The sequence below is a fragment of the Chelativorans sp. ZYF759 genome, from assembly GCF_012911015.1.
Taxonomy (GTDB): domain Bacteria; phylum Pseudomonadota; class Alphaproteobacteria; order Rhizobiales; family Rhizobiaceae; genus ZYF759.
The window spans coordinates 405399-417508 of the sequence record NZ_WVVV01000002.1 but is presented as its reverse complement, the minus strand read 5'-3'; the positions used below and the strand labels follow the sequence as shown (position 1 = coordinate 417508).

At 65.8% G+C, this 12110-nt stretch carries 10 protein-coding genes; 5 read left to right on the top strand and 5 right to left on the bottom strand.

Features of this window, described 5'->3' with window-relative positions:
* The first annotated feature begins 35 nt into the window (after positions 1-35).
* Positions 36-413 (top strand): TerB family tellurite resistance protein, encoded by a 378-nt coding sequence (locus GRZ55_RS05935; protein WP_169285966.1) that lies wholly within the window; start codon positions 36-38, stop codon positions 411-413.
* Here GRZ55_RS05935 and GRZ55_RS05930 read toward each other — a convergent pair.
* The 5 genes from GRZ55_RS05930 to GRZ55_RS05910 all read right to left on the bottom strand — a co-directional run bounded on the left by GRZ55_RS05930 (position 410) and on the right by GRZ55_RS05910 (position 6828).
* On the bottom strand, positions 410-2086 hold the full coding sequence (locus GRZ55_RS05930; protein WP_169285965.1) for an ABC transporter ATP-binding protein: 1677 nt from the start codon (positions 2084-2086) through the stop codon (positions 410-412). The two genes, GRZ55_RS05935 and GRZ55_RS05930, sit on opposite strands and share 4 nt — an antisense overlap.
* Positions 2083-2955 (bottom strand): ABC transporter permease, encoded by an 873-nt coding sequence (locus GRZ55_RS05925; RefSeq protein ID WP_169285964.1) that lies wholly within the window; start codon positions 2953-2955, stop codon positions 2083-2085. Before GRZ55_RS05925 ends, GRZ55_RS05930 begins: the two co-directional genes overlap by 4 nt.
* A complete protein-coding gene (locus GRZ55_RS05920; RefSeq protein ID WP_169285963.1) occupies positions 2952-3899 on the bottom strand; it encodes an ABC transporter permease in 948 nt (315 codons plus the stop codon). Before GRZ55_RS05920 ends, GRZ55_RS05925 begins: the two co-directional genes overlap by 4 nt.
* An 81-nt stretch (positions 3900-3980) precedes the next feature.
* Positions 3981-5462 carry an ABC transporter substrate-binding protein gene (locus GRZ55_RS05915; RefSeq protein ID WP_169285962.1) on the bottom strand — a complete coding sequence of 494 codons (1482 nt, stop codon included), beginning with the start codon at positions 5460-5462 and terminating at the stop codon, positions 3981-3983.
* An 88-nt stretch (positions 5463-5550) separates the two neighbouring features.
* Positions 5551-6828, bottom strand: a complete 1278-nt coding sequence (locus GRZ55_RS05910; RefSeq protein WP_169285961.1) for an acetylornithine deacetylase/succinyl-diaminopimelate desuccinylase family protein — start codon at positions 6826-6828, stop codon at positions 5551-5553.
* A gap of 212 nt (positions 6829-7040) precedes the next feature.
* Here GRZ55_RS05910 and GRZ55_RS05905 point away from each other — a divergent pair, with 212 nt between their 5' ends.
* The 4 genes from GRZ55_RS05905 to GRZ55_RS05890 all read left to right on the top strand — a co-directional run bounded on the left by GRZ55_RS05905 (position 7041) and on the right by GRZ55_RS05890 (position 12101).
* Positions 7041-7499, top strand: a complete 459-nt coding sequence (locus GRZ55_RS05905; RefSeq protein WP_169285960.1) for a L,D-transpeptidase — start codon at positions 7041-7043, stop codon at positions 7497-7499.
* 91 nt (positions 7500-7590) lie between these two features.
* Complete coding sequence (locus tag GRZ55_RS05900; RefSeq protein WP_169285959.1) at positions 7591-10434, top strand: molybdopterin oxidoreductase family protein; 2844 nt, start codon at positions 7591-7593, stop codon at positions 10432-10434.
* Positions 10431-11192 (top strand): 4Fe-4S dicluster domain-containing protein, encoded by a 762-nt coding sequence (locus tag GRZ55_RS05895; RefSeq protein ID WP_169285958.1) that lies wholly within the window; start codon positions 10431-10433, stop codon positions 11190-11192. The genes GRZ55_RS05900 and GRZ55_RS05895 overlap by 4 nt, the downstream gene beginning before the upstream one ends.
* The gene (locus GRZ55_RS05890; RefSeq protein ID WP_169285957.1) at positions 11193-12101 is read left to right on the top strand and encodes a DmsC/YnfH family molybdoenzyme membrane anchor subunit; all 909 of its coding nucleotides are present in this window, start codon (positions 11193-11195) and stop codon (positions 12099-12101) included. It begins immediately after the preceding gene.
* The last annotated feature ends 9 nt before the right edge of the window (positions 12102-12110 follow it).

Genomic DNA, 12110 nt, shown 5'->3' with positions numbered 1-12110 from the left:
GCCGGCGAAATCGGAGCGAGCAAGGGAGATGCTGCTTGAAGACTGCAGCCGAAGATCCGGCCACAATCGCCGAACTTCTCATGCTGTTCCGCATGATCCTCGTGGACGGCGAGGAGCGCCCTGCGGGCATGGAAGCGCTGCAGCGCATCTGCCGCGAGGAATTCGGCGTGGGGCCTGACACCTTTCCCGCGCTCATGGCCGTGGTCGAGCGCATGGGCCGGACCGCCAACACCCTGCAGAACGTCGCGGTCTATCGCGCCTTCGAGCGGAACAGACGCGTCGCGCTGGCGCGGCGGATGATCGCGATCGCGCATGCCGACGATGCGTTGAAGTCACGACAGGATCGCTTTCTGGTTCGCCTCCTGGACATTCTCGATCTCGAAAGGGCCGATCTGGCAGGCGATCTCGGTTAGGCGGGCGCGTTGCGGCGGGCAAGCGCGCGTTCGAGATCGGGGGCGGCATCGACGAGGGCACGCCCGGCCTCCGATTGCGGGTCATCGAGTACCGCGCCCGTGCGCCCGCGCTCGACGATCTTTCCGTCATGCATGACCATCACGTCGTCGGTGATGGCACGGGCGACGGTAAGATCGTGGGTGATGAACAGATAGGCGACATCCAGCCGGTGATTGAGATCGGCGAAGAGGTCGAGGATCTGCGCCCGGATCGACACGTCGAGGGCGGAGACGGGCTCGTCGGCGACGATCAGCTTCGGCCGCGTGATGAGGGCACGCGCAATGGACAGGCGCTGGCGCTGGCCGCCTGAGAATTCATGCGGGTATTTCTCCATGTCGGCGGCCTGCAGGCCGACCTCGGCAAGGGCTGCGGCGACACGCTCGCGCCGTTCGGCGCGGTCGGGCCGGGTTTCGAGGAGATGGAGAGGTTCTGCCACCAGCCGCTCCACATTGTGGCGCGGGTCGAAGGAGCCGTAAGGGTCCTGGAAGACGACCTGCATGCTGCGCCTCAAGGGGCGCAGCTGGGGCTCGCTCTTGTCCGACAGCTCGTCGCCGAGCAGGCGTATCGAGCCGGCGGTGGGGCGGTCCAGCGCCAGGATCATGCGGGCCAGCGTCGATTTTCCGCAACCCGACCGCCCGACCAGCGCGATCGACTGGCCTTCCCGCAGGTCGAAGGAGACCCCGTCCACGGCGCGGAAGGGCTCCGGCTTGCGAAACAGCGAGGAGCGGCGGCCGGGATAGTCCTTGACGACGTCGGCGATGGAGAGGAGAGGGGGCCTTGACCGGTCCTCGGGGCGTTCACCCGCCATCCGCGCCTGCGGCGCGACCTCCCCCACGGGACGGGGGGTATGGGAGCGCCTAACCTCCGGCACGTGGGTGGAGGCGTGGGCGAGCTGTTTCGTATAGGGATGTTTCTGGGCGGCCAGGATATCCGCCGCCGGCCCGGCTTCCAGCACCTCGCCATGGCGCATGATGGTGATGCGGTCGGCCATCTCGGCCACTACGGCCAGATCGTGCGAGATCAGCATCAGCCCCATGCCGCGTTCGCGGACAAGATCGCGCAGAAGATCGAGGATCTGCGCCTGCAGCACAACGTCGAGCGCGGTTGTCGGCTCGTCGGCAACAAGCAGTTTCGGCGAAAGCGCGCAGGCGATGGCGATGACGACACGCTGGCGCTGGCCGCCCGACAATTCGTGGGGATAGCGGTTGAGGGGGAACTGCCTTTCCGGCAGGCCCACACGGTCGAGCATGGCGCGGGCGCGGTCCTCGGCATTGGCGCGGCTGGCGCCGGTGTGCCAGCGGATGCCCTCGGCGACCTGCTCGCCAATGGTCTTGACCGGGTTGAGCGCGGTCATCGGCTCCTGGAAGACCATGCCGACATCGTCGCCGCGCAGCTTGTTCATTGCGGCTTCGGGAGCCGCCAGGATGTCGATCCCGTCGAAGGTGACGCGGCCGGCCGCGCGTGAGGCCTCGGGCAGGAGCTTCATCACCGTCAGCGCCGTCATTGACTTGCCGGAGCCGGATTCGCCGACGATGCCCATGACCTCGCCCTGGGCGATCGACAGGTCGATGCCCTTCAGGATGGGGATGCCCGCAATGTCGAGCCGCAGTTTCTCGATCTCGAGCAGGCTCATCGCCGTCGCCTCAGTTTCGGGTCGAGCAGGTCGCGCAGCCCATCGCCCAAGAGGTTGAGACCGAGCACCGTGATGACGATGGCCATGCCCGGGAAGAGAGCGAGGTGGGGCGCCACCATCATGCGCGTCTGGGCGTCGAACAGCATGCGCCCCCAGGACGGCATGGGCGGCTGCGCGCCGAGGCCCAGATAGGAAAGCCCGGTCTCGGCCAGGATGCCGAGCGCGAACTGGATCGTGCCCTGGACGAGCAGGATCGAGGCGATGTTGGGCAGGATGTGTTCGATGGTGATCAGGGTGGGGCCCTTGCCGGCGGCGCGGGCCGCAAGCACATATTCGCGCGGCCAGATGGACAAGGCGCCGGCGCGTGCCACGCGTGCGAAGACGGGGATGTTGAAGATGCCGATGGCGATGATGGCATTGACAGCGCCGGGGCCGAAGATCGCCGTAATCATGATCGCCGAGAGCAGCGCGGGAAAGGCGAAGACCAGATCGTTGAAGCGCATCAGCACCTCGTCGATCCAGCCCCCGCGGGCGGCCGCCCAGCAGCCGAGCGGAACGCCGATCGCGACGCCGATGCCGACGGCCACCACGGCCACGGCGATCGAATTGCGCGCCCCAACCATGATCATCGAGAGGATGTCGCGGCCGAAATGGTCGGTGCCGAGCCAGTGTTCGGCCGAAGGCGTCTGCATGCGGCTGGCGACGACGAGGTCCGTCACGTCATAGGGCGTCCAGACGAAGGACAGGAGCGCCATTGCGGCGATCAGCATGGTGATGACCGCGCCGATCAGGAAGGACCGGTTGGAGAAGGCGTCGCGCAGGAAGGCGCCGATGCCCTCCGGCGGCGTGGCGGCGTCGGGCGCGCTCATCGGGCCGCCCTCAGGCGAGGATCGACCAAGGCATAGCAGAGGTCGACCAGAAGGTTGATCACGATGACGCTGGCCACCAGCAGCATGACGACGCCTTCGACGACGATCAGGTCACGCTGGGTGATGGCCTGGAAGACGAGGCGACCGAGGCCCGGCAGGTAGAAGACGTTCTCGATGATGATGGTGCCGGCCAGCAGGAAGGCGAATTGCAGGCCCATGATGGTGAGCACCGGGATCATGGCGTTTCGAAGCGCGTGTCGCCACAGAACATGGCGGCGCGGCATGCCCTTGGCGCGCGCGGTGCGAATGTAATCCTCGCCCAAGACCTCCAGCATGGCCGAGCGCGTGACGCGGGCGAGGATGGCGGCCTGCGGCAGGGCGAGCGCGACTGCCGGCAGGATCAGGGCGCGCAGGCCCGGCCAGATGCCGCCGCCCCAGCCGGGGAAACCGCCGGCCGGCACGAGCTGCAGCCACACGGCGAAGACATAGACGAGCATCAGCGCGAACCAAAAATTCGGCACCGCGACGCCGATCTGGGCCGCGCCCATGGAAACCGTGTCGCCGGCGCGTCCGCGCCGGGCGGCGGCGAAGATGCCGACGGGTATGGCGATGATCGTGGACAGGACCAGCGCGATCAGCGCCAGGGGAAGGGATACGACCGCGCGCTCGGCGATCAGGCCGATGACCGGTGCGGAATAGGTGAAGGAGCGGCCGAAATCGCCCACCAACATGCCGCCGACCCAGTTGAGGTAGCGCAGGTGGATCGGGTCATCGAGACCCATCTGCGTGCGCAGGGCGGAAACGGATTCAGCGGTCGCGTTCATACCGAGCATGAGACGTGCGGGATCGCCGGGCAGAAGCTCCATGATGGCGAAGACCACCATCGAGGCCAATGCGAGCGTCACGAGGCCGATCAGGATGCGCTTGAGGAGGAAGACGGTCATGTCACCGGGACGCGCCGCGAGGCGTTATTTTTCAGTGTCCCTCCGGCCGGCGGCCGGAGGGACGGTCGAAACGTGCCGGCTCTATTCGGTCCAGCGGACCTGGCTGAGATCGGACACGGCGAGCGGCCAGTTTTCCCACATGCCTTCGATACGGGCGTCCCAGACACCGATCTTGGGCATCTGGTAGAGGAAGCCGACCGGGGCGTCCTCGGCGAGGATGCGCTGGAGGTCCTGGAAGATCTCGTTGCGGCGGTCCTCGTCAGCCGTCACGGTGAGTTCCTCGTAGGCGGCGTTGAACTCCTCGTTGCTGTACTGGAAGTAGTAGTCGTCACGGGCGTAGATGCCGATGTCCACCGGTTCGACATGGCTGATGATGGTCATGTCGAAATCCTTGTCGGTGAAGACCTGGCTGAGCCATTCCGCCCATTCCACGGGGATGATCTCCAGTTCAATGCCGACCTGGCGCAGCTGTGCGGCGATCACCTGGCCGCCGTCACGCGCATAGGGCGGGGGGGGAAGGCGCAGGGTGGCCGAGAAGCCGTCCGCGTGGCCGGCCTCGGCCAGAAGCTCGCGGGCCCGCTCCGGATCGTGGGGGTAGGTGTCGGTCAGGTCGACATAAGCGGGGTTGTGAGGCGCCATATGCGAGCCGATGGGCACGCCAAGGCCGGAGGAGGCGGCGGCTATCACGTCGTCGCGGTTGATGGCATGGGCGATGGCCTGGCGCACGCGCAGGTCGTCGAAAGGCTCGCGTGCATTGTTGAGCGACAGGATGGTCTCGCCTTCGGTCGATCCGATGACGACCTCGAAACGCGGATCGTTCTCGATCTGCGAAAGCGCGTCGCCGGCCGGCATGTTCGACATGGCATGCACGTCGCCCGACAGGAGGGCCGGGATCGCGGCGGCGGCATCCGGCACGAAGCGGAATTCGGCGCGGTCGAGATAGACGTCGTCGCCCCAATACTCCTCGTAGCGCGTCAGCGTGACGGCCGAGCCGCGGGCCCAGTTGTCGAACTTGAACGGGCCGGTGCCGATCGGGTTCTCCTGGTTGGTGCCGGCGGAGGCTTCGGACACGATGGCGGCCTCGCCCCAGGCCATGTTGAACAGGAAGTTGCCCTGCGGGGCCGAAAGTGTGACCTCGACGGTGGTGTCGTCGATCACCTCGACATTCTCGATGGCGGCAAAAAGACCCTTTTGCGGGTTGGTGGAATCCTCGGCGCGGGCGCGGTCGAGCGAGAACTTGACGTCTTCGGCCGAGAACGGCGTGCCGTCATGGAAGGTGACGCCTTCGGCCAGTTCGAAGGTGTAGACTGTGCCGTCTTCCGAAATCTCCCAGGAGCGGGCGAGAGCGGGCAGGACCTCGCCGCTGTCGTTCATGCGGGTGAGGCCCTCGAAGATGTTCTGGTAGCCGATCTCCTTGATGGCGGCGGCCGCGCCCGCGGTCGGGTCGAGATGCGGCGGCTCCAGCACCATGCCGATGACGATGTCGGTGCGCTGGGCGTTGGCCGCGGTCCCCATGGCAAGCGTCAGCGCGGTCGCCACAACAATGGATTTCAGAATTCTCATGACCCGATAACTCCCCACTGGATTTTGGTTGTCGCGATCAAAGCGCGAATTGATGCTGGAGTAAATGCGGATGTGCGCAACGATTTGCTCAAGTGCGCGCGCCCCGCAGGAGCGCGTCCATGCCGATGGCCATGACCTTGGCCGATTCCACCATGTCGTCGATGCCGACCCATTCGTCGGGGCGGTGGGCGAGGTCGAGGATGCCCGGGCCGTAGGCGATGCAATCGTGCAGATGGCCGATGCGGGCGACGTGCTTCTGGTCGTAGGTTCCCGGCGAGATGACGTAGTCCGGCTCGCGGCCGAAAATCTCCCGGATGCCCTCTGCAATCGCGGTGACGACGGGGGCGTTGCGCTCCGTCATGGTCGGCAGGACCTCCATCACGTCGCGAATGTCGTAGCGGAATTTGTCGCGGTCGCGTGTCAGACGGTCCAGGATGGAGACGACCTCGCTCTTCACCTCGTCGAGCGACTCCTCGAGCAGGAACCGTCGGTCGATGGTCATGCGGCAGGAATCGGGAACATTGGGGGAGGGCAGGCCCGGCCGGTAGTCTTCCGTCTGGCCGCCATGGACGGAATTGATGTTCATGGTCGAGCGGCGCGCGCCCTCGGGCACCACCGGCATCTCTGTCTGCTTGCTGTCGAGGAGCGGGAAGAGCTCTTCCTCGAAGGCATGCATCACCGCGCCCATGTGGCGCACGGCGCAATCGCCCAAAAACGGCATGGAGCCATGGGCGATCTCGCCCTTGGTCTCGATCTCCGCCCACCAGACGCCGCGGTGACCCAGACAGATGCGGTCCTTGTTGAGGGGTTCGGGGATGATGACGTGGTCGACGCGTGGCTTGGAGAAGAAACCCTGCTTTGCCAGATGCGCGACGCCCCCGAAGCCGCCCGACTCCTCGTCCACCGTCCCGGATATCTCGATGGCCCCCGGAAAATCGGGGTAGACGGCGATGAAGGCGTCTACTGCGATGATGGAGGCGGCAAGGCCCCCCTTCATGTCGCAGGCGCCGCGACCATAGACCTTTCCGTCCTTCACGACGCCGGCGAAGGGGTCGACGGTCCAGCCATGCCCTTCCTCGACAACATCGATGTGCGAGTTGAAATGAACCGTCGCGCCGGGCGAGCGACCCTCGCGGCGAGCCACAATATTGGTGCGCGGAAACCGGTCGGTGTCGCCGGGCGCGCCTTCGCCGCGGATAAGCTGGGTCTGGAAGCCAAGCCTGCGCAAATAGGCGCCGATGAACTCCGCGCACGGCGTATAGGCCTCGCCCGGCGGGTTCACCGTGGGAAAGCGGATCAGATCCTGGGTGAGGGTGACGACCGCCTCGCGGCGATCCTCGACGGCGCGGAGAAGTGACTCATTCATGCGCTGAATGAACAGCGTTTGAGATCGTCTGGCAAGCGGGGCGGCGGGGCAAAAATCGGGGCGACCAATTTGCCCGCAGGTCCGGTTTTTTCTGCCGGCTTCCCCCTGTTCAGCACTCGTTCAAGGATTGGCGATAGCATCTTCGTGTGTTGCTGCCTGTCGCCCGCTGCGGTTGACTGGCGCCGGTGGGTTTGCGTTGGGGGCGCAGGGTAATGGTGAGATGGGTTCTGGCGGCGAGCATAACCGCGCTGATGACCGCAGGCGGTGCGCAGGCGGCAAGCCTGGTCGCCACGATCGATGTTGCGAACCAGACGATGACAGTGGAACGTCATGGCAGGGTAATCCACCATTGGAGCGTCTCCACGGCACGTCCCGGTTTCGTCACGCCAAGGGGCGAGTTTCGGCCCTACCGCATTCACCGGATGTGGCACTCGCGCACCTATGACAACGCGCCGATGCCATTCGCCGTGTTCTACGATCGCGGCTGGGCGGTGCATGGAACTTCGGCGGTGAGCCGCCTGGGGCAGCCGGCGTCGCATGGCTGCGTACGCCTTGCCAACGAGAATGCGCGCATCTTCTACGAGCTGGTGCGCGAGATCGGGGCGGGAAACACCCGCATCATCGTCACCGACGAAGCAGCCCCTTCACTTTCGGCCGAATTGCGGCGCTAGGTCACCCGCAAAAGCGGGGCATGTCTCTCGAATTGCCGTTTCCTTCGCGCAGCGTTCTGGCTACGAGTGGACGCCGAAGGAACGCTTTTTCATGAACGAACGGCCACGGATCGATCTCTCCAAGCCGGTCTCGGACGAAATCCGCAAGACCACCTGCTATATGTGCGCCTGTCGATGCGGGATCGACGTCCATATCAAGGACGGCAAGATTCGCTACATCGAAGGCAATCGCGACCACCCGGTCAATCGCGGCGTGCTGTGCGCGAAGGGCTCGGCCGGCATCATGACGCAGCATGCGCCGGCCCGGCTGAGCGCGCCGCTGAAGCGTGTGGGACCCCGCGGCTCGGGCCGGTTCCAGGAGATTTCCTGGGACGAGGCGATGTCGATTGCCGGCGAATGGCTGGGCGATGTGCGCCGGACCGATCCCAAGAAACTCGCCTTCTTCACCGGGCGCGACCAGTCGCAGTCGCTGACCGGCTTCTGGGCGCAGCAGTTCGGGACCCCGAACTACGCCGCGCATGGCGGGTTCTGCTCGGTCAACATGGCGGCCGGCGGCATCATGACGATCGGCGGCGCCTTCTGGGAATTCGGTTCGCCGGATTGGGACCGCACCAAGCTGTTCGTGATGTTCGGCGTGGCGGAAGACCACGATTCCAACCCGATCAAGATGGGGCTTTCCAAGCTCAAAAAGCGCGGCGCGCGCTTCGTTTCGGTGAACCCGGTGCGCACCGGCTATTCCTCCATCGCCGATGACTGGATCTGGATCAGGCCCGGCACGGACGGCCTGCTGATCCTGTCGCTGGTGCATGAGTTGCTAAAGGCGCGGCGTATCGATGTCGACTATCTCGTGCGCTATTCCAATGCCGCCTGGCTGGTGGTCGACGCTCCGGGCACGAAGGATCACGGCCTGTTTGCCCGCGACGGCGAAGGCAAGCCGCTGGTCTACGAGACCGTGACCGAAAGGCCGGTGCCTTCGGGCTCCAAGGGCGCGCGGCCTGCGCTGTCCGGACGCTTCCAACTGGATGATGGCCGCTTTGCCATCCCGGTCTTCGACCATCTCGCCAAGGAATATCTCGACGCAAAATACGCGCCGGAAGCGGTGGCGGCCGAAACCGGCATCTCAGCAGACACGGTCCGCGGGCTGGCGGCAGAGATCGGCCGCGTGGCCTTCGAGGAGGCAATCGAGGTCGACCAGCCCTGGACCGACATGAATGGCGAGCGCCATCAGAGCTTTGTCGGCCGCCCGGTATCGTTTCATGCGATGCGCGGCATCTCGGCCCATTCCAACGGATTCCAGACGGCCCGCGCGCTGCACATGCTGCAGGTGCTGATCGGCGCGGTGGACTGCCCGGGCGGTTTCCGCTTCGAGCCACCTTATCCGAAGCCGCTTTCCGCCCATCCACGCCCGCACGGCAAGGCAGAGCATTTCGGGTCCAACCAGCCCTTGTCCGGGCCGCATCTGGGCTTTCCGCTGGGGCCGGAGGATCTGCTGGTCGACGCGGAAGGGCGGCCGGCCCGGCTCGACAAAGCCTTTTCCTGGGATGCGCCGATCGCGGCCCATGGACTGATGCACATGGTGATCGCCAACGCCCACGCGGGCGATCCCTATCCGATCGACGTGCTGTTCCTCTACATGGCGAACATGGCCTGGAACTCGTCCATGAACACGGCCGGCACGATCGCCATGCTGGAGGAGAAGGACGAGGCGACCGGCGAATACCGCATCCCGAAGATCATCGTGGCCGATGCCTATGCCTCCGAGACGGTCGCCTATGCCGATCTGGTGCTGCCCGACACGACCTATCTGGAACGCCACGACTGCATCTCGATGCTGGACCGGCCGATATCGGAGCCCGAATCCGTGAACGACGCCATCCGCTGGCCTGTCGTGGCGGCGGAGCGAGACGTCCGCCCCTTCCAGTCCGTCCTGATCGACCTCGGAGCGCGGCTGGCGCTTCCCGGTTTCGTGGACAGCCGCGGCGGCGCGCTCTACGCGGATTATGCCGACTACATCGTCAATCACGAGCGCAGGCCGGGCATCGGCCCGCTGTCGGGCTTCAGGGGAAGGGACGGGACGCGCGCTGGCAGGGGTGCGGCGAACCCCGAGCAACTGAACCGCTACATCGAGAACGGATCGTTCTTTTCCGCCGAGATCCCTCCAGAGGCGCATTTCTTCAAACACGCCAACGCGGCCTATCAGGATTTCGCGGTCAAGATGGGGTTCTTCGATACGCCGCAGCCGGTCACCTTCCAGCTCTGGTCGGAAGAGTTGCAGAAGTTCCGGTTGTCGGCGGAAGGCCTGCGCGAGCCGGTTGCGCCCGAAGCCCACCGTGCGCGCATCCTGGCGGCGTTCACGCCGCTTCCGTCCTGGTATCGCCCGCTCGAGGAAGCGGCCGTCGACCGAAGCGAGTTTCCGCTGCACGCCATCACCCAGCGGCCGATGGCCATGTATCATTCCTGGGGGTCGATGAACGCCTGGTTGCGCCAGATCCACACCGCCAACCGGATGTTCGTGCCGGCCGCAATCTGCCAGGAGCAGGGGCTGGAGGACGGCGACTGGGCGTGGATCGTCTCACATCATGGACGGATCAAGGTGCAGGTCGCGCGTACCGAGACCAGCAATCGCGACACGTTGTGGACCTGGAACGCGATCGGCAAGCGCAAGGGTGCGTGGGGGCTCAAGGATGAAGTTCCCGAAAGCGAAAAGGGCTTTTTGCTGAATCACCTGATCCACGAACTTCTGCCACCACGTGAAGACGGCATGCGCTGGTCGAATTCCGATCCGGTGACGGGCCAGGCAGCCTGGTACGACCTGCGCGTGCGCATCGAGCCGGCCGGGCCCGCAAGCGCCAGCGAGCCGGCCTTCAGGCCCGCCCGGGTGCCGACGGGCAAAGGGGCGGAGGAACTGCGCTACGGGCAGGAGTGGAGCAAATGACCTCGCTTCCGTCCGAATCAACGCCGAAGAAGCTCGGCCTCGTCATCGATCTCGACGTGTGCGTGGGCTGCCATGCCTGCGTGATCTCCTGCAAGGAGTGGAACACGGGCGGCTACGGCGCGGCGCTTTCCGACCAGGACCCCTATGGAGGCGCCGTCTCCGGTACATTTCTCAACCGCGTGCACAGTTATGAAGTCGTTCCCGAAGGGGGCGAGGTGGTGGGCGAACGCGGCGAGGCGCGGATCGTCCATTTCCCCAAATCCTGCCTTCATTGCGAGGACGCGCCCTGCGTGACCGTGTGCCCGACCGGCGCCTCCTACAAGCGCGCCGATGACGGCATCGTGCTGGTCGAAGAGGATATGTGCATCGGTTGCGGCCTGTGCGCCTGGGCCTGCCCCTATGGCGCGCGCGAGATGGACCTGTCGGCCGGCGTTATGAAGAAGTGCACGCTGTGCATCGACCGCATCTACAACGAGACGATCCCCGAGATCGACCGGGTGCCGTCCTGCGTGCGGACCTGCCCGACCAATGCGCGGCATTTCGGCGATCTGGCCGATCCCGGTTCCGACGTGTCGAAGATGGTTGCCGCGCGTGGCGGCTTCGACCTGATGCCGGAGCAGGGGACGCGGCCGGTCAACAAATACCTGCCGCCGCGCCCGCGCCGGAACCTTGCATCGAGCGCACCGGTGCAGGTCGAGGATACAAGCGGCGCCAGGGGGCTGCTCGCCTGGGTCGATTCCATGCTGGACCGGATCTGAATGCATCCCGCGCTCTCGATCATCGTCTTCACCACGGCCTCGGGCCTCGGCTACGGGCTGGCCGCGGTGCTGGGGCTGGGGCTTCTCGATCCGCTCTCATGGTCGACCAAGATCGCCCATGTTCTTGCGCTGCTTCTCATCGGCGGCGGGCTGATCTCGTCGACCCTGCATCTCGGCAATCCGCAGCGTGCCTGGCGCGCGCTCAGCCAGTGGCGCACGAGCTGGCTGTCGCGGGAAGGGGTCATGGCGCTTGTCACCTTCGTGCCGCTGACGCTCAATGCGTTTTCGGTCATCTTTCTCGACCGGCATCTCATCTGGGCGGGCCTTGCCGGAACGGTGCTGGCCGCCGTCACCGTCTATTGCACGGCCATGATCTACGCCTCGCTGAAGGCGATCGACGCCTGGCACACGCCGCTGACGCCGGCCTCCTACCTACTGTTCTCGGGTGCCGGCGGGGCGCTCGCGGCGTCCCTCTTCGCCGCATCAGGGACCGGGCCCTGGGCTGGGCTGGCGATTGCCGGCATGCTGTTGCTCGTCGCCGCGTGGGCGGTCAAGCTCGCCTGGCGCAACCGGCTTCAGCGCCGGCCGCGCTCGACGCCGGAGACAGCGACCGGACTCGGCGCCATCGGCAAGGTGCGGCTCTTCGAACCGCCGCACATCAACGACAATTACCTGACCAGCGAGATGGGGTTCCGCATCGCCCGCAAGCATGCATCGAAGCTGTTCCGGATCGCCTTCGCGGCCGGGCTGGTGGCACCGCTGATCCTGGCGTTCATCGCGCTGTTCCTGCCAGCCGGGGGCGCCATGGTGTTGCTGGCGCTGGCGGTCCTGGCCTTCGGGGCGGGCGTGATGGTCGAGCGCTGGCTGTTCTTCGCCGAGGCCAGGCATGCGGTCATGAACTACTACTGAAGGCCGGCC